This window comes from Actinoplanes sp. NPDC026670 (assembly GCF_040638175.1).
Lineage (GTDB): Bacteria > Actinomycetota > Actinomycetes > Mycobacteriales > Micromonosporaceae > Actinoplanes.
The window spans coordinates 232,901-257,356 of the sequence record NZ_JBEZXU010000001.1 but is presented as its reverse complement, the minus strand read 5'-3'; the positions used below and the strand labels follow the sequence as shown (position 1 = coordinate 257,356).

General features: G+C 72.2%; 16 protein-coding genes and 1 tRNA gene. 9 read left to right on the top strand and 8 right to left on the bottom strand.

Translation table 11 applies throughout. From position 1 onward, the window contains the following. Positions 1 to 87: 87 nt before the first annotated feature. The 5 genes from AB0E94_RS01040 to AB0E94_RS01020 form a co-directional block, all read right to left on the bottom strand. Positions 88 to 2,445, bottom strand: a complete 2,358-nt coding sequence (locus tag AB0E94_RS01040; RefSeq protein WP_360320452.1) for a transglutaminaseTgpA domain-containing protein — start codon at positions 2,443 to 2,445, stop codon at positions 88 to 90. Between the two features lie 208 nt (positions 2,446 to 2,653). After that, the gene (locus tag AB0E94_RS01035) at positions 2,654 to 3,748 is read right to left on the bottom strand and encodes a DUF58 domain-containing protein (protein WP_360320830.1); all 1,095 of its coding nucleotides are present in this window, start codon (positions 3,746 to 3,748) and stop codon (positions 2,654 to 2,656) included. A 160-nt stretch (positions 3,749 to 3,908) separates the two neighbouring features. Further along, entirely contained in the window at positions 3,909 to 4,880 is a 972-nt protein-coding gene (locus AB0E94_RS01030) for a MoxR family ATPase (RefSeq protein ID WP_360320449.1), read from the bottom strand. Next, complete coding sequence (locus tag AB0E94_RS01025; protein WP_360320827.1) at positions 4,874 to 7,426, bottom strand: fibronectin type III domain-containing protein; 2,553 nt, start codon at positions 7,424 to 7,426, stop codon at positions 4,874 to 4,876. Before AB0E94_RS01025 ends, AB0E94_RS01030 begins: the two co-directional genes overlap by 7 nt. A 139-nt stretch (positions 7,427 to 7,565) precedes the next feature. Then, positions 7,566 to 8,927, bottom strand: coding sequence for a tetratricopeptide repeat protein (locus AB0E94_RS01020; protein WP_360320446.1), 1,362 nt, complete (start codon positions 8,925 to 8,927; stop codon positions 7,566 to 7,568). A gap of 169 nt (positions 8,928 to 9,096) precedes the next feature. Here AB0E94_RS01020 and AB0E94_RS01015 point away from each other — a divergent pair. Continuing rightward, positions 9,097 to 9,181: transfer RNA gene (locus AB0E94_RS01015), tRNA-Leu, on the top strand. Positions 9,182 to 9,256: 75 nt separating this feature from the next. Here the strand turns inward: AB0E94_RS01015 and AB0E94_RS01010 are convergent. After that, positions 9,257 to 10,336 carry an alpha/beta hydrolase gene (locus AB0E94_RS01010; RefSeq protein ID WP_360320443.1) on the bottom strand — a complete coding sequence of 360 codons (1,080 nt, stop codon included), beginning with the start codon at positions 10,334 to 10,336 and terminating at the stop codon, positions 9,257 to 9,259. A gap of 105 nt (positions 10,337 to 10,441) precedes the next feature. On the opposite strand from AB0E94_RS01010, the gene AB0E94_RS01005 reads away from it, so the two are divergent. The 3 genes from AB0E94_RS01005 to AB0E94_RS00995 all read left to right on the top strand — a co-directional run bounded on the left by AB0E94_RS01005 (position 10,442) and on the right by AB0E94_RS00995 (position 16,102). Beyond that, entirely contained in the window at positions 10,442 to 11,179 is a 738-nt protein-coding gene (locus AB0E94_RS01005; protein ID WP_360320440.1) for a TetR/AcrR family transcriptional regulator C-terminal domain-containing protein, read from the top strand. A gap of 226 nt (positions 11,180 to 11,405) precedes the next feature. Beyond that, on the top strand, positions 11,406 to 11,798 hold the full coding sequence (locus AB0E94_RS01000) for a hypothetical protein (RefSeq protein ID WP_360320437.1): 393 nt from the start codon (positions 11,406 to 11,408) through the stop codon (positions 11,796 to 11,798). Then, positions 11,795 to 16,102 carry a hypothetical protein gene (locus AB0E94_RS00995; RefSeq protein ID WP_360320434.1) on the top strand — a complete coding sequence of 1,436 codons (4,308 nt, stop codon included), beginning with the start codon at positions 11,795 to 11,797 and terminating at the stop codon, positions 16,100 to 16,102. Before AB0E94_RS01000 ends, AB0E94_RS00995 begins: the two co-directional genes overlap by 4 nt. Positions 16,103 to 16,116: 14 nt before the next feature. On the opposite strand, the gene AB0E94_RS00990 is transcribed toward AB0E94_RS00995, so the two are convergent. Beyond that, a complete protein-coding gene (locus AB0E94_RS00990; RefSeq protein ID WP_360320431.1) occupies positions 16,117 to 16,497 on the bottom strand; it encodes a PPOX class F420-dependent oxidoreductase in 381 nt (126 codons plus the stop codon). Between the two features lie 179 nt (positions 16,498 to 16,676). Here AB0E94_RS00990 and AB0E94_RS00985 point away from each other — a divergent pair, with 179 nt between their 5' ends. The 5 genes from AB0E94_RS00985 (at position 16,677) to AB0E94_RS00965 (ending at position 23,821) form a co-directional block, all read left to right on the top strand. Continuing rightward, complete coding sequence (locus AB0E94_RS00985) at positions 16,677 to 17,417, top strand: vWA domain-containing protein (protein WP_360320428.1); 741 nt, start codon at positions 16,677 to 16,679, stop codon at positions 17,415 to 17,417. A gap of 54 nt (positions 17,418 to 17,471) precedes the next feature. Beyond that, a complete protein-coding gene (locus tag AB0E94_RS00980; protein WP_360320425.1) occupies positions 17,472 to 20,882 on the top strand; it encodes a TIR domain-containing protein in 3,411 nt (1,136 codons plus the stop codon). A 111-nt stretch (positions 20,883 to 20,993) separates the two neighbouring features. Further along, positions 20,994 to 21,659, top strand: coding sequence for a DUF4097 family beta strand repeat-containing protein (locus AB0E94_RS00975; protein WP_360320422.1), 666 nt, complete (start codon positions 20,994 to 20,996; stop codon positions 21,657 to 21,659). A gap of 103 nt (positions 21,660 to 21,762) precedes the next feature. After that, on the top strand, positions 21,763 to 22,110 hold the full coding sequence (locus AB0E94_RS00970; RefSeq protein WP_360320419.1) for a CATRA system-associated protein: 348 nt from the start codon (positions 21,763 to 21,765) through the stop codon (positions 22,108 to 22,110). Continuing rightward, positions 22,088 to 23,821, top strand: coding sequence for a CATRA conflict system CASPASE/TPR repeat-associated protein (locus AB0E94_RS00965; RefSeq protein WP_360320416.1), 1,734 nt, complete (start codon positions 22,088 to 22,090; stop codon positions 23,819 to 23,821). Before AB0E94_RS00970 ends, AB0E94_RS00965 begins: the two co-directional genes overlap by 23 nt. Here the strand turns inward: AB0E94_RS00965 and AB0E94_RS00960 are convergent. Further along, on the bottom strand, positions 23,783 to 24,409 hold the full coding sequence (locus AB0E94_RS00960; RefSeq protein ID WP_360320413.1) for a hypothetical protein: 627 nt from the start codon (positions 24,407 to 24,409) through the stop codon (positions 23,783 to 23,785). The two genes, AB0E94_RS00965 and AB0E94_RS00960, sit on opposite strands and share 39 nt — an antisense overlap. Between the last annotated feature and the right edge of the window lie 47 nt (positions 24,410 to 24,456).

Sequence of the window (24,456 nt, the reverse complement as noted above, 5' to 3'; positions counted from 1 at the left end):
CGGCGGGCCGCACCACATCCACAGCCTCAGCCGTCGCCTACGACGGTTATCGCCAGCGCATTCCCGTCGTGAGCGACGGCTGGCGGTTCAGCGCGGCGGGTCGGCGGCGGGTTTGCGGTTCCAGCGCAACGGCCCCGGGTGTACGGACCACCAGAACCGCCGCCACCAGGAGCGACGGTCACGCAGCGCCGCCGCGTAGGCGACCACCTGCTCCCCGGCCCGTTGCGCCTGCCCGGCGTCGGCGGCCTCCGGAGCGAACCCGGCGGTGTTGACCGCGTCCACCAGCCCGTCCAGGACCGGCAGTGGCGGCTCGTCGACGTCGGGCTGATCAGGAACAGCCCGCCGCAACAGCCCGGTCCGCTGCACCGGCCGTGGCACGACGGCCGCGTGCCGCACCGCCTCGGTGGCCGACAGGTGCGCCGGAACCGGCCGTCCCGCCAGACGCAACGCGTCGGTGAACTCCAGCCAGGCGCCCGCGATCCGCTGCCCGGGACTGCCGCCGGTCAACCTGCGTCTGCGCTGGGAACTCCGCATCCCGGCGACCGCCCCGGCCGCCCCGAAGATCAGCAGCAGCACTCCCCCGGACGTCCCGGATGCGACGAGCACCGCTGACGGCCCGGCCGGGACGGGCGGCGCGGCGATCTCCGGCCCGGCCGAGGCCGAGTCGGTGGCGGTGGGCGGCGGCGGTTCCGACTGTGACGGCGGCGGGCTCGGAGTGGGCGGGGTGAAGTCCTCCTCGACCGGGCGTACCTCATCGGTCTTGGGCATCGGGTCGAACGCCACCCAGCCCAGCCCGTCGAAGTAGACCTCCGGCCAGGCGATCGCGTCCCCGGCGGTGACCGCGCCACCGGCGGCGGGCGCGGTGAACCCGACGACGACCCGGCTGGGCAGTCCGGTCAGGCGGGCCAGCACCGCGTACGCGGCGGCGAACTGCTCCGACGTGCCCTTCTGCCCGCCGATGTCCCGCCGGCCGAACAGGAAGTGCCGCAGGTTGGGAAACGCGTGCCCGCTGGGGGCGTCGGCGACGTGCTGGTAGTGCTCGGCGAGAAAGGTCTCGATCGCTACCGCCCGGTCGTACGGAGCGCCGTTACCCTCGGCCAGGAAATCGGCGAGTTTCTGCACCTGCTGGGGCGCGCCGGCGCTGATCGCCAGATAGCGGGAGACCGCGTCACCGGACGGCACGTTCGCGATCGGGAGCTGGTTGAGGTCCGGGTTCTGCACCTCGGAGACCGCCGTGTAACGCAGGCCTTCGGTGAGTCCTTCGGGGCGGATCAGGGTGCCACTGGCCGCGTCGTAGGCGACCCGCGCCCCGGTGATCCGGGTCGGCGTCGGCACGGCCGGGAGCAGGCGGCCGGTCAGCCCGGTGATGGTGATCTGCTGCTGGGTCTCGGTGACCGCGGTTCCGCGAGGCACGTCGGGTGATGGCAGCACCCGGCCGGCGTTGCGGTAGACGCCGCCGACCTTCCAGGTGACGCCGTCGTAGTCGGAGAGGACGGCGAGCCGGATTCGCACGCTTGGCCCGGCCTGCGCCGGCGCGTTCTTCCCTGGCGCGACCTTGCCCGTCGCGCCCTTCGCCGGTGCGGCCGCCGACGCGGAAGGACCTGGCGCGGAAGGACCCGACGCGGAAGGACCCGGCGCGGGCGTCGCCGTGGCATCGCCGGGAAGAAATTCGAGAAGCGGCTGCGCAGGGTCGAGGGCCCAGCCGGAGATCCGGTTCAGCGGGCTCTCGTCCAGGCTGTCCACGCGGGGCGGCTGGACGTACCGCCGGGGGTCGACGGGCGTCGCGGTGACGTGACCGCCGACCCACGGACCAGCTGCCGCGATCACGCCGAGCAGCACCGCCAGTCCGGCGACCGCCCCGCCGACCGCGCGCACCCGCACGGCCGCGGGTGTGCCCGAACCGGTTCCGGACGCCGCGGCGAGAGCCGACACCACCAGGCCAGCGAGCGCGAGCGTGAACCCGGTGGCCGCCGAGGCGTTCGGCCCGACCACGTAGAGCGCGGCCGCGTACACCGCGACCGGCGGCACACAGCCGAGCAGCACCCGCCCGCTGCGCACCGCGACCTCGGTCGCGGCGAGCCCGGCGATCCAGATCGCGGCGACCGCGACGACCACGGTGTCCGGCGCGGTCTCGACCGGGATCATCGCGGTCAGCAGGCGTGGGATCCCGTTGCCGAGCGCGTCGCGGGCCGCCTCGACGGTCAGCCCGGCGGCGCCGGCGGCCAGATGCAGCGCCAGCGCCAGATAGCCGCCGAGCAGCACGGTCGAGATCGGCGCGACCGCCCACGACGGCAGCCGCCGCATGGCGACCCCGGCGCCGACCGATCCGGCCGCGGCCCCGGCCGCCAGCCGGAACATCAGGTCGTCGGCGAAGATCCGCCCCAGAACGGCTCCGGCCAGCACCAGCATCCCGGCGAGAGCCACCGGGACGACGGCCCGACGCACGATTCCCGCTACCCCCACGACCCACCCCCGACGTCGGGCCGCGTCACCGTCCGCGCAACCCGGGCGACCCCACGCGTCACCATCCGCGCAACCCGGGCGACCCCGCGGGTCACCATCCGCCCAACCCGGGCGACCCCACGCGTCACCATCCGCGCATCCCGGGCGGGCCCGCGGGTCACCGTCCGCGCAACCCGGGCGGGCCCGCGGGTCACCATCCGCGCATCCCGTCCCAGGCGGCGGCGAACTCGGCGCCGTCGGCGGCCTCGATCACCAACAGGCGGTCGGTGGCCACGGCAGGCGACGAGTCACGGTCGCCAAGGATTCCGGCGAGCGCGATGGGGTACGCCCCCCGCAGCCCACTGACCGCCCCCAGGTCGTCACGCCCACCCGGCCCGGTGAGGAAGATCAGGGTGTCCCCGATCTTCTGGGCCCGCAGCCGGCGAAGAGTGGCCGCGAGATCCCCGTCCCGGAGCGTGGCCTCGGTCAGCACGTCGAGATGCGGCCCACTGGCCGGGCCGCCGACGAGGTGCAGGCTGACCGGCAGGTCCTCCCGCACGGCGGCCACCACGATCGAGGCCGCGGCCTCACAGGCGTCCTCGAAACTGTCCGCATGATGTGCCGAGGCCCGGTCGTCGAGCAGCACCACGATCGTCGGCTCGGCCGTGTCGAGCTGCTCCCGGACCATCAGCTCACCCACTTTGGCGCTGCTGCGCCAATGCACCCGCCGCAGCTCATCCCCCGGCACGTATTCACGCAGCGTGTCGAACGTGATGCTGCCGTGCGGCACCTTGTCGACGCTGCCGTCCAGGCTCCGGGTGAGCCCGGCCGGAACCGCACGCAGCGGATGCACCTTCGGATAGACCCGCACCACGATCGTCTCGCCGTAACCCCGGGCCAGGGTGATCAGCCCGAGCGGGTCACGGCGGGTGACCTGCAACGGCCCGATCGGCACGAGCCCGCGCCGGTGGGTGGGCACCGGATAGCTCTCGACGGTGTCGTGGCCGGCCCGCAACCGCAGCAACGGCACCTCGACCGACGTGGTCCCGCAGCGATCGGTGGCGATCAGGGTGGCCGACCGCATCCGGCTGGTGTTGCTGATGGTGAGCGTCACGTTGGCCGGCTCCCCACGCGCGACCCGGTCCGGGTCGGCCACCCGGCTGACACCGAGCCGGGGCCGCCAGAACGCGAACACCACCGCCGCGGCCACGGCCAGTCCGGCGGCCGCCCCGAGCAGGGCCAGATCCGGATACCCGTAGCGGAACCCGGCCGTGAGCAGCCCGGCCGCCGCGACGATCAGCCCGATGCCACGAGCCGTGACCCGGGAGCGGGAAACGCCGCCGCGACGGGTCGTAGCCCGGAAACGGGCCGTGAACCGGGAGCGGGAAACGCCGCTGCGACGGGCCGTAAGCCGGAAACGGGCCGTGACCCGGGAGCGGGAGGAGGGGGTACGACGGCGCAACGGATCAGGCCGGGACGTGCTGATCGGGCAGCGGGACGGGCACCGAGCGCAGCGCGTCGGCGAGCACCTCGGCCGGGGTCACCCCACGGAGCTGGGCGTCGGCGGAGAGCAGCACCCGGTGCGCGAAGACCGGCTCGACCAGTTCCTTGAAGTCCTCCGGGAGGACGTAGCCACGGCCGTTGATCAGCGCGTACGCCGAGGCGGCACGGGTCAGGGCGATCACTCCACGGGGGCTGACGCCGACGCGGACCTGTGGATGGTTGCGGGTGGCGGCGGCCAGGCGCACGGCGTACGCATAAAGGGTGTCGGCGATGTGCACCGCCGCGACCATCCGGGTCATCTCGCCGATCATGTTGGTGTCGGTGACCGGCTCGAGGGCGTCCGGGGACCGGACCGCCGCGCCACGCAGCACCTCGATCTCGACCTCCTCGGACGGGTAACCGACGGAGAGTTTGACCAGGAACCGGTCGAGTTGCGCCTCGGGCAGCCGGTAGGTGCCGTCCATCTCGACCGGGTTCTGGGTGGCGACGACCAGGAACGGCTGCGGCACCGGGTGCGGCACGCCGTCGACGGTGACCCGGCGTTCCTCCATGACCTCGAGCAGCGCCGACTGGGTCTTCGGCGACGCCCGGTTGATCTCGTCGGCGATCACCAGGTTGGCGAAGACCGGCCCCGGATGGAACTCGAACCCACGGTTGGCCTGGTTGAAGACGGTCACGCCGGACACGTCGGAGGGCAGCAGGTCGGGGGTGAACTGGATGCGCCGCCACTGCCCGCGGATGGACGCCGCCATCGCCCGGGCCAGGGTGGTCTTGCCGACGCCGGGGACGTCCTCGAGCAGCACGTGGCCCTGGGCGAACATCGCGGTGAGCGCCAGCCGGACCACCTCGGGCTTGCCGAGGACGACGGTGCCGATGCGGTTGGCCAGCTCGTTCGCGACGTCGGCGAAGCCCTGGATGTGGGCGGGGGTCAGCACGTCGACAGGTCCCCCAGGTCGTCCCCGCCGTCGAGGTTCAGCCACGCCCACGGGATGTAGGTCTTGCCCTCGTAGTCCACCTGAATCCACCACGTGCTCTTCTTGTTGTCGTTGTAGACGTAGGCGTAGACCTCTTCACCGGTCTTCTTGCAGTACGTCTTGAGTTTCGTGCCGTTCTTGACCCAGCCTGCCTGCTGGTCGTCGTCCTGCCGGGTGACCTTGAAGATCTCGTTGCCGTTGCGGCCGGAGACGTCCTTGTCGCAGTACGTCTTCTGGTCACCGTCGTCACCGTTGATGCAGGTGGCGGTGCCGTAGAGGGCGTCGGTGGTCTTCGCCATGCCCTTGGCCTGGTTGCCGGCGGCGTTCTTGGCGGTGACCGTGAACGTGTAGGCGGTGCTCGGCTTGAGCCCGGTGGCGCTCAACGACGAGCAACTGCCGGTGGAGCCCTTGCCGCCGCCGGTCACGGTGAGCGTGCACGTGGTCGTGCCGCCGCCGTTGTTCACCGAGAACGTCACCTTCGCCGTGTTGTAGGTGGGGTCGACCCCGGTGACGGTAACCGTGGGCGCCGCCACGGTACGCGCTGACGCGGTCGCCGCCGTGCCGGGCCCGGCCTCGTTGACCGCCGTCACCTCGACCTGCACGTTGGTGCCGTTGCCCAGCTCGGTGAGGGTGGTGGAGGTGCCGGTGACCTCGGTCTCCTTGCCGCCGGCCTTCACCACGTACTTGGTGATCGGCCGCCCGTTGTCGGCCGGCGCGGTCCACGTCACCGACACGGCGCCGGCCTGCCCGGCGACGGTGGCGGCGGCCAGGTCGCCCGGAGCCCCCGGAGCGGCGAACGGGACGACGCTGTTACTGACCGCGGAAGCCTTCGACCCGGCGCCGATGTCGTTGATCGCGACGACGGTGAACGCGTACGACTTGCCGAACTCGACCTGGTTGGCGGCGACCGACAGCTCGGTGCCGGTCGCCTCACCGATCGGGGCGGTGCCGCCCTCGGTGACGGCCGTCACCGCGTACCGCACGATGTCGTGACCCTGCCCGTTCGCGGCCGGCCAGGTGACCGCGACCGTGCCGTCCGGTTTGGCCTCGGCCACCGGGGCGCCCGGCGCGTCCGGAACCTCAGCGGTCGGCATGACCTCGTTGCTGCTGCGCCCCGGCCCGTCACCCTTGCGGTTGACCGCATGCACCTCGAACTTGTACTTCTGGCCGTTGATCAGCTGGTCGACCACCAGCGACCGCTGATCGGCGCCGACCTGGAAGGTGCGGCCCGCGCCGGCCACCACATACTTGCTGATCGCGGCGCCGTTGTCCGGGGCGGCCTGCCAGGAGACCCGCACCTCGGCGTTGCCGGCTGCGGCCCGCACACTGCGCGGGGCGCCCGGCTTGGCGGCCTGCGGCTTCTTCGGCTTCTCCTGCTTCGGCGGGGCGGGCGGCGCCTTCACCGGCGGCGGGTCACCGCCGAGGACGTTGTCGTCATACTTGTCGACGCTGTGGACCTCGTGGTTGTCGTCGACCACCCGGGCCGTCGAGGAGCCGGGCGCGTTGATGAACAGCCGGTTCTCCCGGACCTCCAGCTCCAGGTCGCCGCCGGGCCGGTCGATGTCGATCGGGGCCTGCTGCTTTCCGGTGCTGTCGAAGACGTGGACGGTGCCGTCGTCCTCCGGCACATACAGATAACCCTGGTAGGTGACCGCCGGCCGCAGCTCGCCGCCCGAATCCGGGATGGTGACGTCACGCACACCAGCGGGAGTGACGGTGAAGACCCGCCGCTCGTCCGGCAGGGTGATCGCGATCATGTCGCCCTCGGAACGCGGCGGCAGCTCGCCGGGCGAGTTCAGCGGCAGCGTGGTCGGCTGGCCGGCGCCTTTCTCATCCACCCGGACCAGCGCGTTAGTGGTCCGGTCGAGAACGGCGACGCCCTGGTCCAGCGCGGTGACGGCGAGGTCGTGGCTGGGCGCGGCGACCGGATCGGTGCGCACCCGGGTGGCCCCCGCGTCACCGGAGGCGATCGAGGTCACCGTGCCCTCGCTGGGCACGGCCACCCACAGCCGGCCGGCGCCGTCGAAGACACCGCCGCTGATGCCCGGCGGGAACTGCAACGGCTCCCCCACCGGCTGCACGCTCGACGGGTCGACCTGCTGCACCTTGCCCTGCACCGCGTCGACGACGAACGCGTCGTCACCGTGCAGCGCCACGCTCACGCCGATGCCCGGCTGGAGCTGCTGGTTCCAGTAGACCTGGAGGTCGGTGAGGTCCATCGAGGCGATCGCGCCGGTGTTGACGTCACGGAGCAGCACGAACCTGTCACTCTGGCTGACCTGCACCTGGTGCCGAAGCGCCTGTGGCACGTCGGCGCGGGTGTCGATGCGGGCGCTCACCCCGTTGAGGCGGGCCAGCTCACCGGCCCCCTTGCTCCACACCCACGACGCGGCATCGAAGCTGGCCAGCGCGTCATCGGCGGCGCCGAGCCCGCGCACAGTGAGCCCGAGGCCGGCCACCAGAACGGCGACGGTCGCCATCGTGACCAGCCGGCCCCGGCTGAACATCCGGCTTCCACGCCCCGGTGTGGTGGCGTCAGTGCTGGTCACTGCGGCTGCCCTCCCCGTGTCGCCGCCTGAACGACGTGGGCCACCTTAGCGAAACGACGGTCCGCGTCGATACCCGTGTCCCGCGCCTGTGGACAACTCAGCCACGTTCGGTGCACACCTGAGTCGAACTGGCGTACAGGTCAGAGGTATAGACGACAACCACTGCAAAGCAGTACTGGAGCTTCGGATTCAGGCCCGCCACCGTCGACTTCGTCTTGCCCAGTCCGACCTGCGCGATCGGCTTGAGCTGCTGCCCCTCCCGGGCCATGGTGACCATGAACGGTGCCTTCCCACCACTCGGATCACGCCAGGTCACGTCGATCGAGGTGCCGCGATCGGTCAGTTTGACCCTGGTCGGCGGCGCGCCACCGAGCTGCGGCCCGGCCGAGGCGGTGGCCACCGGTATGACCGGTTCGTCCTTCTTTCCCTCCCGGCCGATCAGGACGACCACGAGGGCGGCCACCGCGACCAGCGCGACCAGCGTCGCGACAACGGTCAGACCAACGGCATTCCTCTGGTACGGACGACCCGCCCCCGAATCATGCTGAGGTGTCGTCGGCCACCCGGTGCTCTGCGGGAACCCGTGCTGTTGTGGCTGGTAGACGGCTTGCGGGTTATCCACAGAACCGTATTGCCCCTGGTGGACAGGCTGGGGCGCCACGTGCTGGACCGGGGCTGGGCCGGCCCAGGCCGGTGGCGTGACGTGCTGGTGGATCTTCGTGGCGGGCCGCCGCTGCTCCGGGACCGGTGGGGCGGCGTTCCACGGGTTCCCCGAGCGCTCGTCCGGCTGCGGAACCGGGCGGGTGACCGGAAGCACATCGGTCGGCCGCTCCAGAGCCGCCCGGGCATCCGCCTCCCCACTGCGGGCCTGCGGCACGAGCGGCGCCGGGGCCTGGGTCACCGTCAGCGGGGCCGGCGGCACATCGGTTGCCGGGTTCAGCGCCGCGGTCACGTTGTTCACCGGAACCGCGGGGCCGGGCGACGTCGCGTCCGGCTGGGTGGGCGGGGCGTCCGGCCGTACCGTCGCGCCTGAAGGATCCTCACCCAGGTAGGACCGTGCCTGAACCACGAACCGGTGACCGTCGCCGAGGGCCGAAGGCCCGTTGGCCGCCACCCGGCCGAACGCCTTGCGGGCCTCGTGCCGGTTGCCGAGCTCCTGCGCGACGACGCCGAGGTCATAGGAGATGTGCAGCATGAGCGGATCGCCGTCGCCGAGCCGCCACTGCCCCGCCGCATAGGCGTCCTCGAGCAGGCGCCGGGCCGCCATCGGGTCGTCCGATTGCAGGAACACCCCGGCCAGCTCCCGCTGAGCGGTCAGAACGTCCGGCTCGTCCTCCCCCAGGTTCTCCCGCCCCAGCTCCACGGCCCGCTCCAGCAGAACCTGAGCCGACCCGAGATCACCTGATGCGATCAGGGCACGCGCACGTTCAATGGCGGGGGTGAGGGGCGACCGAGACACGCCCGCCATGCTGCCCGTTTCCCCCGCCCGGCGCCACACCCCCGACAACCACCGGCCCCCGCTTCGACCCTGCGTCAGGGCCGTATATAGTTCTGTCCGTGCCGCTGAGAGGGCAGCCAAAACCCAGGTGAAAGCCAGGGAGAAGGCCCCGCTAAGCTGTACGCAGCAGGTCCGGGTGGCGGAATGGCAGACGCGCTAGCTTGAGGTGCTAGTGCCCTTTATCGGGCGTGGGGGTTCAAGTCCCCCCTCGGACACAACCTGATTCCAACGGTGCGGGGCGAGATTTACATCTGCCCGCACCGTTTTTGTTTTTCCTGGCCGACAGCCTGTCACATCGAGGAATCGCACCGGTGGCCGTCGATCACCGGGCGGACCCTGGTCAGCAGCAGGTCCAGGAATCGGTCGGGGTGGCGGAACGACGCGAAGTGGCTGGCGTCGGGGATCAGGGCGAAGTCCTTGGCCGGCGCGGTGATGGCGTCGTAGAAGCGGCGGGCCGGGGCGGGCGGGGTGATCACGTCGTGTTCGCCCTGGAAGATGAAGATCGGGATGTCGAAGGTGGTGCCCTCGGCCCATTCGTCGATCGTCGCCGACTCCAGGGCCACCTGCTCGGAGAACTTCATCGCCTTGCTGTTGGCGGCCACGTCACCCAGGGTGTGCAGTGGTGACGTCAGCAGGGAGCCGAGCACCACGGTCTTGAGTGTGTCCAGGGTCAGCGGGTCGGAGACCGTCAGCAGCCTGTGGTACTGCGACCACTGCTCGGTGGTCCACGTTGTCCGGTCCGGCCCGATCGTGGTGATCTCGGCGAGCTGCTTGTGTTTGCCGGCGCGGGTGAGCCGGTCCAGCAGCGCCTCGTGGGCGGTGTGGTCGCGGCCGCCGGCGTTGATGTTCTGGTCCGTGCCCACGTAGGCGGAGTACAGCTCGGGATGGCTGCGGGCCAGGCGCAGGCCGATGAACGATCCGAACGAGTTGGCGACCAGCAGGACCTTGTCGGCGCCGAGCCGGTCCAGGACGTGGCGGGTCACCTCGACGGCGTCACGCTGCAAGCGGTCCAGGCTCATCTCGCCCTGGTCGCCGTGCTGGAAGGTGCGGCCGGCGCCACGCATGTCCCAGCGCACGACGGTGAAATGGCGCTCCCAGGCCCGGGTGCGCGGAACGTAGGCGAGGTTGGTGGCGCCGGGGCCGCCGTGCACCTCCAGCAGCACCGGGTTGCGGCGGTCGTCGCCGCGGACCGAGATCCACTGGTCGATGCCGCCGATGCGGACGAAGCCGGACTCGTCGATGCCGTGCGGGCCGGTGATGCGGATCCGGCGGGCGTTGGCGGTGCGTTTGACCTGGCGGTAGCCGAGGAGGCCGGCCGCCGGGGCGGTGAGGAGGGTGGCTGCGGACGCGGCGATGATCGTACCCAACATGGTGTTGCTCCTAAACTGTTTATTATGTACTCGATTTCTATACGGTATAAACAGTTCCGGCGGGCGTCAACCCGTTTCCATCGAGCAACATCGAGGAGGGCCGCCGTGGCCAGGAGCGGCAACAGCAAGGACAACCGCGACTTGGGTACGGCGCTCGCGCTGCTCTGGGACGAGACCGAGGCGCCGACCCGCGGCCCGAAGCCCAGCCTGACGCCCCGCCGAATCGCCGAGGCCGCCGTGAGCCTGGCCGACAGCGACGGGCTCGACGCGGTGACGATGACCAAGGTCGCCGGACTGTTCAAGCTGTCCGCGATGGCGTTGTACCGGTATGTGCCGGGCAAGGCCGAGCTCGTCGAGCTGATGATCGAGGCGATCCTCGCCGAGCGGCCCGACCTCTCGGTCGCCGGCGACGACTGGCAGTCCCAGATCACCGAGTGGGCCCGGCGGTCCTGGGACGTCCACCAGGCGCACCCGTGGCTGGTCACGGCGACCGCGATGCGCCGGCAGGCGATGGGGCCGCACCAGCTCGGCTGGATGGACGCCGCGCTCGCGTCGCTGGAGCAGACCGGGCTGCCGCCGGCCGATCAGCACCAGATCTTCCTGCTGGTCGCCGGACTGGTCCGCAACCTGGCCCAGCAGCGCCTCGACTACGACGAGGAGCACGACCAGGAGTGGAACCGGCTCAACGGCGAACTGCTCGCCCGGCACGCCCACCGCTTCCCGGCCCTCACCCGCGCAATCGTCGGCGGCGCCTTCGAACCGGCCGGCGACCCGCTCGGTTTCGGTCTGGCCCGGCTGCTCGACGGGGTCCAGGCCCTGATCACCCGCCAGCAGGCCGGCTGAGCCAGGGCGACCACAGTGTCCCGCCGGTTTCGGCGCGACCAGCCCTAGATCTTGCACGGTTCGCCACCTTGGCAGCGATCTTGCGCTGCTGGCGGGGCCAGCCGATCATCGTCGGCGGCGTGCCGAATCGGGCATTTGAGTGGGGCTTTGTGGTGGTCCCAGTCTGGTTGCGCTCGGGATACCTTTTGGCCCTTCATGGCGGATCACGGACATCCGGAGGGTGTCGATGCTGGTCGAAGCAGCGGTGACCGGAGACGACAGCGGTCGTCATCTGGAGAATCTGGTGAAGTGGCTGCGGGCGGATCCAGAACTTCAAGGGCTGGTCACCGTACGGCGTGGCGAAGTGCCGTCAGGCGCCATGGGGACACTGGCCGATGTGGTCCAGGTGGCGCTCGCACCCGCCGGCGCCGGGGCCGCGATGGTGACCGCGCTGGTCAGCTGGCTGCGGTATCGCACCGGGGATGTGAAGGTCACGCTGACCCGCAAAGGCGCCGAACGGCGGGTGGAGATCACCGCGAACCGTCTGCGGCAACTGGACGGGCCGCAGCTCCAGGCACTGGCGGGCGACCTGCTCGCGCAGCTGGAGGACCGTGATCCTCGTGGAGACACGCGCCGATGATCGGTGGCCTGCTGTCCGGATCGGGTGTGCGGGCGGTGGTCGTCGGCACGGCGCGGCACGTGGCCGGGTCGATCTATCCGGGGCTGCCCACGGTTCCGGCCACCGTCGCGGCGATCGCCGACCGGCTGGTCCGGGTGTGCGGGCTCGAACCGGCGAATCTCCGGGTGCTGCTCGATCCGGCGGATCCCCGTGAACTGGGCCGGGAGCTGACCGTCGCGGCCCGTGCGGCCACCGACGTGCTGTACGTCCACTATGTCGGGCACGGGCTGCTCGCCGACGACGGTGAGCTGCACCTGGCCACGCAGGCGTCACGTGATCTGGACGACGACATCGCCACGTATCAGGCGTTGCCGTACGCCGAGCTGCGGGGTGTCCTGGAACGTTCGCGGGCCCGGCTCGCCGTGATCGTGCTGGACTGCTGCTATGCCGGGCGGGCGCCGAACCTGACGAACCGGCGGCCCGAGGACGACTTCGAGGCGACCCGCCGGCACGGTGTGCACCTGCTCGCGGCGGCCCGGGGTGACCAGCTGGCGTGGGCGCCGCCGGACCGGGAGTTCACCGCGTTCACCGGGGAGATGATCACCCTGCTGGACGAGGGTGATCCGGCCGGGCCGCGCGAGATCGGGCTCGATGACCTCTACCGGCACCTGTCCCGGCGGCTGCCTGCGCGGGGGCTGCCGGCGCCCGTACGGCTGTCGTCTGATCTGACGCCCGGTGCTCCGCTCGCGCCGAATCCCGCCTACCGGCCGGCCGTCGTCGCCGGGCCGCCGGGTCTGGCCGGCGGTGACCGGCCGAGTCCCTACCGGGGTCTGTCGGCGTTCGAGCCGGAGGACGCCGCTCTGTTCTTCGGCCGGGAGGCGCTCACCGCCGAACTCGTCGCCCGGGTGCGCGGCGGTGACGGGCCGTTGATCGTCACCGGGCCGTCCGGGGCCGGCAAGTCCAGTCTGCTGCGGGCCGGGCTGCTGCCGGGGCTGCGCAAGGCCGGTGACGTGGGCGTGCACTGGGTGCTGACGCCGGGCGCCGAGCCGTTGCTGGAGCTGGCCCGGCGGGTGGCCGGATCGTCCGGTGTCGCGGCGCCGGATCTGCGGGACCGCTGGCTCGCCGACCCGGCGGCGTTCGCCCGTGGGCTCGGTGGGCTCGGTGCCGTGACGATCGTCGTCGACCAGTTCGAGGAGGTCTTCACCGAGGCCGGTGACCCGCGGGAACGGGACGCGTTCATCGCGGCCCTGGCCTGTCCCGGCCCGCGCGTGGTCCTCGGGGTGCGGGCCGACTTCTTCGGCCACTGCACCGCCCATCCCGTTCTGCTGCCCGCGTTGCGTACACCGGTGGTGGTCGGCCCGATGACGGCCGCCGGCCTGCGTGCGGTCATCGAACGCCCGGCCGCCGACGCCGGGATCGGCCTGGAGCCGGGGCTGGCCGACCTGCTGCTGCACGATCTGAGCGAGGGCGCCACCGACGCGGCGGGCGCGCTGCCACTGCTGTCGCACGCGCTGCTGGCCACCTGGCAGCGGCGGGAGAACGACACGATGACGATCGCCGGATACCGGGCGGCCGGTGGTGTCACCCGCGCGCTGACCAACACCGCCGAGGCGACTCTGGGGGCGCTCACCCCGTACCAGAAGGAAATCGCTCGTGATCTTCTGTTGCGGCTGGTCCATCTCGGTGGCGAGACGGGTGACACCAGGCGGGCCGCCGCACCCGCCGAGGTTCTGCCGGATCCGGGCGACCAGCCGCGGGCGGACGCTGCGGCGCGGGTGGTGGACCGGTTCGTGGCGGCCCGGCTGCTCACCGCCGGGCAGGATCGGATCGCGATCACCCACGAGGCGCTGATCAGGGCGTGGCCACGGCTGCGGGCGTGGATCGACGAGGACCGGACCGCGTTGCTGACTCGGCAGCAGCTGGCCCTCGACGCCGGGGTCTGGGCCGAACACGACCGCGATCCGTCCTATCTGTACACAGCGGGGCGTCTCGCCGCCGCGACCGACGCGCTCGGCAGCGGCGGCACGGCGGCCGAGTTGGGCCCGACCGGCGCCGAGTTCCTCGCGCAGAGCCGGCGCCGGGACCGGCGGCGGGCCCGGCGCAGCCGCCAGGTGATCGCCGCGCTGGCCACCCTGCTGCTGGTCACCGCCGGGGCGGGCACGGCCGCGCTGGTCCAGCAGCGGGCCGCCGAGCAGCAGCGCGACGATGCGATCGCCCGCGGTCTGGCCGGGGCGTCCACGACCGACGTGCAGGATTCCACCGTGGCCGGGCGGCTGAGCCTGGCCGCGTACCGGCTCTCGGCCAACCCGGAGTCGCGTGGCGCGGTGCTCGCCGCGGCGACCCGCCCGCAGTCGGCCCGGCTGATCGCGCACCGCAACTACGTGACCCGGCTGACCTACGACAACTCCGGGAAACTGCTGGCCACCAACGCCGCGGACGGCACCACCCGGCTGTGGGACGTCACCGGCGCCGGCCCGGTGCCGCTCGGCGAGATGACCGGCGCCGGGATCGGCAATCCCGCGTTCCGGCCCGACGGCCGGGTCCTGGCGACGGCCTCCGGCGGCGCGCAGGCACGGCTGTGGGACGTCAGCGACCCGGCCCGGCCCCGGCCGTTGAGCGTTCTGGATCCGGCCGGCAAGGCGTTGCCGCCGGCCAAGGACATTCCGTACGCCGCGGACACCGCGTTCAGCCGCGACGGGCGTCTGCTGGCGACCGCCGCCGGGCGGCCGGACAACCTTGCCTTGCTGTGGGACGTGTCCGATCCGGCCCATCCGGTCCGGGTCGCAACACTGCACGGGCACACCCATGAGGTACGGGCGGTCGCGTTCAGCCCGACCGCGGAGCTGCTGGCGACGGCGTCCCGGGACGGCACCATCCGGCTGTGGGACGTGCGTGATCCGGCCCGCGCCACCACGATCGGCGTCGTCGCGGGGCGGCGTGATCTGACCATCGGCCAGGTGTCGTTCGATGCGGCCGGCACGCGCATCGCGGCGGCGTGTGTCGAGGGCACCACCCGCATCCTGGACATCACCGACCCGCGCCGGCCGCGCCAGCTCGCCTCCCTGAACAACCGCACCGGCTTCGTGTACAGCGCCGCGTTCAGCCCGGACGGTCGCCTGGTGGCGACCACTTCATTCGACGATCAGGCGGTACGGGTCTGGGACGTCAGCCGCCTCGACCGGCCGGTGGTGACCGCGTGGCTGGAAGGCCCCAGTGACACCGTGCTGCGGGTCGCGTTCAGCCCCGACGGGCGAACCGTGGCCGCCGGGTCCAGCGACCGTACCGTCCGGTTCTGGCGCCTGGACTCCCCGTCGGCGCGGTCCATGCTGGTCGGGCACACCGGTTTCCTCAGCGCGGTGGCCGTCAACGCGCCGCGCGGGCTGCTCGCCACCGCCGGCGCTGGTGACAACTCGGCACGCCTGTGGGACGTGCGCGACCCGGCCGTGCCCCGGCTGCTGTCGGTGGCGGCCGGGCACACCGACAAGATCCGTTCCGTCGCGTTCAGCCCGGACGGCCGGCGCATGGTCACCGTCTCCCAGGACAGCCACGCCCGGCTGTGGGACGTCGTCGACCCGGCCGTGCCCCGGCTGCTGTCCATCGCCGACGGCCCGGACCGGCAGGCGCTGTCCGCGGCGGCGTTCACGGCCGACGGCAGCCGGGTGGTCACCGCCTCGTTCGGCCGCACCGCCCAGCTGTGGACCGGCGGGAACACCCTCGCCGCGACGTTCGGCGGCCAGCAGGACCGGCTGCATGGGCTGGCCGTCGCACCGGACGGCACCACGGTCATCACCTCGGAGGACGGCACGGCCGAGGTCTGGGCCACCGCCGGCGCGCGCCCGGTCGAGCTGTCGGTGCTGAACGGGCACACCGCGGGCGTACGCACGGCGGCTTTCGCCCCCGACGGGAACCTGCTGGCCACCGGATCAGCCGACAACACCATCCGGCTCTGGGATCTGACCGACCGGGCGCATCCCCGCGAGGCCGGAACGTTGCACGGGCACACCGGCGCGGTCAGCGCCCTGGCCTTCTCCGCCGACGGAACCGTCCTGGCCAGCGGCGCCGAGGACAACACCCTGCGAACCTGGAACCTGTCGGCCGCGCCCGAGCTCACCGCGGTGATCGACGCACGCTGGCCGGTCAACGGTGTGGCGTTCCTGCCGGACGGCCGGCACCTGGTCACGGCGGCCGGATACGACGCCCGTTTCTGGCCGCTGGACCTCGACGAGGCGGTCCGGACGATCTGCACGCCCGGCGGCGACGGCATGACCACCGACGAATGGGCGGCCCTCGCCCCGGACCTGCCGCCCCACGACCCCTGCGGCTAGCACGACCCGTGTGGCTAGAAGGTGATGGCGATGGCGATCATCGGGTTGCGCTTGATGCCGAAGGTCTTGGCGAACCAGTTGCCCACGCGTGAGGTGACGTAGCGGCGGGCCAGCAGGTCGCGGGCCCGTTCGGTGCCGGGCTCGTCGAGCAGGCGGGCGGTGCCGGGGACCGGCTGGGCACCGGGCGCCACACGGCCCCGGATGTCGCACACCGTCACCTGGACCTGCGGGTTGTTGCGGATGCGCTTGACCTTCCAGGCCTCCGCCTCCGAGACGATCAGCAGGGTCTCCTGGTCGACGATGTGCCAGACGGGAGTGGAGACCGCGGTGCCGTCCTTGCGGTAGGTGGTCAGACTCACCTGTTTGCTCGCCGCGATCTCGTTGCTGATGCTCATCGTGCCGCCGCCCCTCATGGTCGCTCCCGCGGTCGCGCGGATCATCGTCAACTCTCCCAGATGCCCGGCCGGGCAACGGGCAGTGGAGACACATCGACGGCTGTCACGAGCATGCACCGGCTAGCCTCGTGGAGGAACCGAACAAGCGTGTGCTGACCAGGACCGACAAGGATCCGCAGATGGACACAGGCAAGCGTTCATGGTTTCGCAGGCGGCGTTCCGCACCCGCCGAGCCGAGCCCGAGAGTCATCCGGCCCGATCACAATCCCGACGACGAGGACCGCGGCGCGGTCGACGTGTGTTTCGTCTTCGACACCACCGGCTCCATGTCGAGCAAGATCTCCGGGCTCATCGCCTGCATGGTCGACTTCGTCGGTGAGCTCTCCGAGTTGCAGCTCAACTGGCGGATCACGACCGTGCCGTACGGCGATCTGACGGTCAGCGGCGACAAGGTCGTCGCGGATCTGCCGTTCGTCCGGAGCTATCACGACGCGGTTCAGCAACTGAACGCGATGCCCCGGTTCAGCGGTGGCGGCAACTACGGCGAGTCCACCCTGGAGGCGGTGGTCGCGGCGTTGGACAAGCCGTTCCGGCCGTTCGCCGTGCCGGTTCTGGTGGTGCTGACCGACGAGCCGCCGCTCACCGAGGATCTGAGCGTGGCGGAGGTGGGCGAGCAGATCACGATCCGGGAGGCGATCTGCTTCGTCGCCTCGCCGGATCTGCCGGGCTATCGCAAGTGGGCCGAGGACAACGGCGGCCGGTGGTACAAGATCGACCAGCGGGTGGACACCACACAGATCCTGGCGTATCTGCGTTCCCTGGTCCGCGAGCTGCCGCAGGTGGCGCAGGAGGTGCACGAGCTCGGCGGCGGATCGGTGCGCCGCTATCTGGAGGAGAAGCAGGAGAAGGGCGGCCTGTAGAAAGGGGCGACGCGGGCCGGAAGTCGCACGAGACATCGTGCACAATCGATGATCGTGTCGTACAACGGGTTCATCTCGTACAGCCATGCGGCGGACGGGCGGCTCGCTCCCGCCGTCCAACGGGGGCTTCATCACCTGGCGAAACCATGGAACCGCCGCCGGGCGCTGTGGATCTTCCGGGATCAGACCGGCCTGTCGGTGACCCCCGCACTGTGGACGTCCATTCAGCGCGCGATCGACAGTTCCGACTACTTCGTGCTGATGGCCTCCCCGGAGGCGGCCCAGTCGCCGTGGGTGAACCGCGAGATCGAGCACTGGGTGGCGACCAAGTCGGCGGACCGGATCCTGCCGGTGGTCACCGACGGTGAATGGAAGTGGGACCGCCGTACCCGCGACTTCGATGAGTCGTCGACTGCCGTACCGCCGGCTCTGCGGGGTGTCTTCGATGAGGAACCGCTGCACCTGGACCTGCGCTGGGCGCGCGACGACAAGCATCTGAGTTTGCGGCACTCCCGGTTCCGGGATGCGATCGCCCAGCTCGCGGCCCCGATGCACGGGGTGACCAAGGACGATCTGGAGGGTGAGGACGTCCGGCAGCACCGCCGGGCCGGGCGGCTGCGGCTGGCCGCGTTGACGTCGCTGGCGCTGCTCGCCCTGCTGGCCTCGGCCGCCGGCATGGTCGCGGTCCGTAACGCGGCGCAGGCCAACGCGTCGGCGCTGGAGGCGGTCCGCCAGCAGCAGGAGGCGACCGTGCAGCGCGGCAGCGCGGCGAAGTTCGCCGACGAGGCGAAACGGCAGCAGGAGATGGCCGAACGTCAGGAGGCCCGGGCTCGTGACGCCGCGGACGAGGCACAGGAACAGCTGACCCGGGCCGACAGCGCCGCGGCCCGTGCCGTCGAGCAGCAGCGGCTCGCCGAGAGGCAGAACGAGCTGGCCCGCGAGTCCGCGCGGGAGATGCGCCGCCAACAGGAACGTGCCGAGGAACAGGCCCGGATCGCCCGGCAGCAGCAGAAGCTGGCGACCGCGGCGGGCGCGGAGGCCCGCCGGCAGCAGGAGATCGCCGTGGAACAGGAGCGGCTCGCCAAAGCGGCCGGCGCGGAGGCCCGCCGGCAGGAGAAGATCGCCGCGGAGCAGGAGAAACTCGCCACCGAGGCGGCCGCCGAAGCCCGCCGGCAGGAGAAGATCGCCCGGGAGCAGGAGGCACGGGCCGAGGCCGCGAAAGCCGACGCCGAGCGGGAGAAGGCCAACGCGGAACGGGAGAAGGCGAACGCCGAACGCGAGAAGGCCAACGCCGAGCGGGAGAAGGCGAACGCCGAGCAGCAGCAGCGGATCGCCATCAGCCGCCGGTTGATCAACGAGGCGAAGGCCACCCTGGCGGACGAGCCGCAGACGGCTCTGCGGCGTGGCATCGCGGCCCAGCAGATCTACCCCGAGGCGGAGACCCGGCGGGCGGTGGCCAACCTGATCGCGTCGACCCGGTACGCCGGGGACATCGCCGGAGTGGCGTCGGCCGTACACGGGCCGGGCAGTCTCCTGATCACCCTCAGCGACTCGGGTGTGGTGTCGCTGTGGGACACCAGCAATCGGGCCGACGCCGTGCTGCTCGCCACCATCGGCGCCGCCGGGCCGCTCAACAACGTCATGTCGCTCAGCCGGGACGGGACGGTCCTGGCGCTGGCCCGCGACGGCGCCGCCGAACTCTGGGACATCAGCGTCCCGGCGCGCCCGGCGCTGATCTCCGCGCTGCCCGAGGACAGGTACTTCCACTCGGTGGCGCTCAGCCCGGACGGGCGCATCCTGGTCACCGGCGACCGCACCGGCCCGGACGGCTACGCCACGCTCTGGGACATCACCGACCGCACCGACCCCACGCAGCTGTCCACCCTGGAGGGCAGCATCTCGTCCGGTGACGACTTCGTGTTCAGCGCCGACGGCCGGACCCTCGTGGACAGCGTCAACGGCACCCACATCTGGGACATCAGCGACCCGGCCGATCCGGTCGCGCGGGCGACCATCCCGACCGGCAGCGCCACCTCCGTCTTCGCGCTGGCGTTCAGCCCGTCGGCGCCGCTGCTGGCGATCGGCAACAGCCTCGGCGACCTGGACCTCTACGACCTGACCGACCCGGCCAGGCCGGTACGGGAGGCGCAGCTGGAGTACGACCCGACCACCCTGATGCTGTCGCTGGCGTTCAGTGCCGACGGCACGATGCTCGCGTCGGGTGACAGCGACGGGCGGGCCATCCTCTGGCAGATGGGCCTCTACCCGCGGCAGATCGCCGACATGGCCGGCACCGGCGGGATCGACTCGCTGACGTTCAGCGGGGACGGGCGGACGCTGGTGACCGCCGACAGCGCGGACACCGCGGTGCTGTGGAACACCACCGAGTTCGCCGCCCCGCGCAAGCTCTCCGAGTCGGCGGCGCACACCGACATGCTGCTGGCCATGTCGTACGGCGCCGACGGCCGGACGATGACCACGGTCGGCGCCGACGGTGCCGCGGTGTTCTGGGACGTGACCGACCGGCAGCGGCCCACCCGGCGGCACACCCTCGAGGTGCCCGGGCTCGGCGGCTGGGGGCCGGCGGCGATCAGCCCGTCCGGAACCGTGATCGCCGGCTCCGGCGCCGAGGACGACGTGGTGGTCCTGACCGACGTGAGCGACCCGGCGAACCCGGCGGAGGTGGCCACCATCCGGACCGCGGTCTCGTGGCCCGGCTCGCTGTCGTTCAGCCCGGACGGGCGCACCTTCACCATCGGCGGCTCCGGCAAGCTGGAGCTGTGGGACCTGGCCGGCGGGACCGCCTCCCGGATCACCACGCTGACGTTCGCCCTCTCCTCGGTCGGTGACGTGGCGTTCAGCCCGGACGGGAAGACGATGGCGGTCACCGCCATCTCCACGGTCAGTCTGTGGGACATCACCGACCGGGCCGCGCCCCGGCAGCTGTCGGTGCTCAACGGGCACGGCAACACCGTCCTCGCGGTCAGGTTCAGCCCGGACGGCGGCACCGTGCTGACCGGCAGCTACGACCACACGGCGATGCTCTGGGACGTCACCGACCCGGCCGCGCCGCGCCGGCTGACCACGCTCACCGGGCATGAGTACAAGGTCAGCGCGGTCGCGTTCAGCCAGGACGGCAAGACCGTGGCGACCGCCGAGGACGGCTCGTGGGCGATCCTGTGGGACGTGTCGCAGCCGGCCAAGCCGGTGCAGCTGGCCCGGATGCGGCTCGACCAGTACCACAGCCCGGTCGACATGCGGTTCAGCGGCGACGGCAACACCCTGGCCGTGGGCACCGACTACGGCTGGGAGGGGCGGCTCACCCTCTGGGATCTCACTGACCTCACCGCGTTGCGTACTGATCCGGCCGCGCTCGGCTGCACCATCACCAGCCGCGGGCTCACCCCGGAGGAGTGGGAACGCGAGATCCCCGAACTGCCGTACCAGCTGACCTGCGCCCGCTGACCGTCATCGGGTGACAGCGCCGGACCGGCGCTGTCAGTGCGGTGTTAGGGCGGTGTCAGCGGCGGCGGTCATGGTCTGTGGGTCAACACGGCACACCACAGGGAGACCATGATGCAGACGTTCGACACCGCCGCGCCGATCACCGTCGTCCTCGACATCCCGGCCGGGCGGATCGCGGTCGCCGCCGGCGACCACAGCACGACGACGGTGGAGGTACGGCCGGCCGACCCCACCAAGGGACGGGACGTGCGGGCGGCCGGGCAGACCGTCGTCGGGTACGCCGACGGGGTGCTGCGGATCGAGGCGGCCACCGCGAAGAACCAGATCTTCGGCAACTCCGGCTCGGTCGACGTGACGGTCCACGTGCCCGCCGGATCGCGGGTCGAGGGCCGGGCGGCCGCCGCCGAGTTCCGCGCCGCCGGACGGCTCGGGGAGCTCGCCTTCGACACCGCCCAGGGCCCGGTCGTCGTCGAGGAGGCGGCGAGCGCGCGAATCGAGGTGGCCGCCGGCGACGTGTCGGTGGGGCGGCTCACCGGCCCGGCGGAGATCACCGTCAGCAAGGGCGACATCCGGATCGCCGAGGCGGTGCGGGGCTCGGTGGTGCTGCGGGTGCGGGCCGGGGCGATCGAGGTCGGCGCGGCGGCTGGGGTGTCGGCGGTGCTGAACGCGGGCGTCTCGTACGGCCGGGTCGACAACCGCCTGAAGAACGACGGCGCCGCGGCGCTCGAGATCCACGCGACCAGCGACTACGGCGACATCGTGGCGCACAGCCGGTGACGCGCCGGGAAGGTCGCCTCCGATGGCGGGCGCCGCCGGCAGCCGGAACGGATCGTGGATTCGGCTGAGGTGACGCCCCGGAAACCGTGGAAAAGTGACCGATATGGACCGTCAGCACGGCTGGGACGACAGGCTCGCCCGGGACGCCATGGCCGTTCTGGGCGACCTGGCGCTGTGGGAGATGGCCCCGCCACGCTGGGCGAACGTCGCCCGCATCCTGGACCGGCTGGACTCGGCGCTGACCGCCGGCGACCCGGTGGCCCTTCGCGAGGCGGTCACCGACCTGGAGATCGCCGGCCCGGTCCGGCTCACCCTGATCGGCGCCCGGCCGGTGACCGGGGTGTCCCAGCCGATCCTCGAGCTGCGCAACGCCCTGGTCCACCGGCTCACGCCGGACTCACCCACCGCGCCCACGCCGGAGGACGACAGTGCCGACCGACAGGCTCGTTGAACCGGAACTCGTCGCCCATCTCTTCCTGCCGCTGGACGGGCCGGAGGCGGCAGCCGCGCTGGCCGGTGCCTGGGAGCTCTGGGCGAACTGCCGCGGGCAGCTCGGGATGACCCAGCCGATCGTGGAGGCCGGCCTGCCCGGCGAGCTGCCGGACGACCCCGCGGCCGGCCCGGAGGGCGCACTGGCCGGGTTGCAGGATCCGGCCGTCCGCTACCAGGTCGTCGCCCGGCGCGAGCACGACGTGCTGAACGTGTCGTTCGCCTTCGCGGCGGCGGAGGCCGCGGCGCACTCCCGGTACGCGTCGGCGACCCCGCCCGGCTGGCACGAGTACACCCGCTGGTGGAACGGCCTCCGGGGCGGGACTGCCGCGCTCGGCGGCGCCGTCGTCTACCTGGCCAAGACACCCGATGCCGGCGCGGTCGACATCCGCGCCGAGGTGCCCCGGCAGGACGACGACGCCGACTCCTGGTGGACCGGTGGATACCCGCTCGGCGGGTTCGCGGCGTGGGAGGTGTCCGCGGCCGGGGTCCACGCGTTCCGGCGGCTGGCTCTGCTCGCCGGGCCGGAACAGGATCGCCAGCTCAGCGAGCTGGCCTGGGGCGACGGCAGCACGGCGCTGCCGCCGCTCGGCCGGTACCTGCTGCACGCGGCGAAACTGCGCTACGCGGCCCGGGTCCTCGGCGACGGCGGGCGCCTCGCCCGGCTGCGCAAACGCACTGACGGGCACCGGGAGGAGATTTCCCGCCTGCTGGGCGAGCCGCGGTCCCGGGCCGAGGCGGCCCGCCGGTCCGGGGCGCTCGCCGCCGACGAGAGCGAGGTCGTCGGCGCGGTCGGCGCGCTGCGGACGATGGCGCAGAGCGTGGCGATCGCGCGGGCCAACATGGACCGTGCGCTGCCCGGGCCGCTGCCAGCCGACGCCGAGCTCGGCGCGTGGCTGACCGCGCAGATCGCCGTCGAGACCGAACTGATGGAGGCCACCCGCGAGCAGGCCGAACGCATCCGCCTGATCATCGGCGCCGCGATCCCCGGCCGGCCCGAACCGGAGCTCCCGGTCCTTCCGCACCGGCCCGTCACGCCGGGAGTCGAGCACCGGGTCGCCTTCAACGTCGACGTGGTGAACTACAGCGCCCGCACGTCACCGGCCCAGACCGAGGTGCAGCGACGCCTCTCCGGCCTGGCCGGGCAGGTGCTCGCCGGCCTCGGCCTGAAACTGCACGACACCGACCGGCAGCAGAGCGGTGACGGCATCCTGGTCGTGCTGCCGGCATCGGTGCCGTCCCATACGGCGCTGCCGGCGCTGCTGCACGGCTGGCGGCGGCACCTGGCCGTGGACAACGCCGGGCATCCGGAGGAGCGGATCCGGCTGCGGCTGTCGGTCGGCGCCGGGCCGTTCACCGAGGGCGCGACCGGGTTCGTCGGCCGGGCCGTCATCGAGATCGGCCGGCTGCTGGACAGTGACGTGCTGCGCCGGGCGGTCACCGGCCACCCCGAAGCGGACGTGGTCGCCGGCATCACCGACCGGCTCCACCAGGACGTGGTCGCCGAGGGATACCCGGGCCTGGACAGCGGCGACTTCGAGCCGGCCGACTTCACCGTGAAGACCTTCACCGGGCGGGCCTGGCTGTGGACCGGCGCCGCCGCGCCGCATCCGGCGCCGGACGGCGCAGCGCCGTCACGGCCTCGGCAGGGCGCCGGCGAGCAGCTCCCGTAGCCGGTACTCGGCCTGCGTGCCGGAGACCCGTCCACCGTGGATGAGGCTGAGGTCCTCGACCGCGCAGGCCGGCGGGGCGTGGCCGACCGCCGCGGCCAGCGCCGGGTTGCGGCCGGCCCAGGTGAGCAGGGCGGCGGCCAGTTCCTGTGCGGCGGCCTCCGGGCCGGTTGCGGCGGCCAGCCGCCTGGCGAGCCCTTGACGGTACGGCCAGAACGACCACACCTTGGTCTCGTCGATGAGCTGCTCGACCGGGTCGGACCGCAGGTACCGCAGCGCGATCTGGATCGAGTCGGTGCTGCCGTCACTGATCAGCTCGTCGACCATGCTGTGCCGGGCCCGTGAGCCGGCCACCTCGTAGAACGTGCTGCGGCAGCCCCGGCCGTCGGCCGCCTTCAGGATGTTGCGCCAGGTCGGTTTCGGGGCCGGGACGGTTTCGAGCAGCCGGACCGCGGCCCGGTAGTAGACCAGTTTGGTCTGCCAGTGGTTCCGGCGGGACGACGTCTTGCTGGAGAGCCGCTCCACCCACCGCGCCACGACGGTGGGGCCGAACTCCTGGAAGGTGACCGGATCGATTGGTGCCGTCGTCATCGCCATCAGTCCTTCTCGCTGGTCGTGCCTGCGTGCCAACGAGCCTG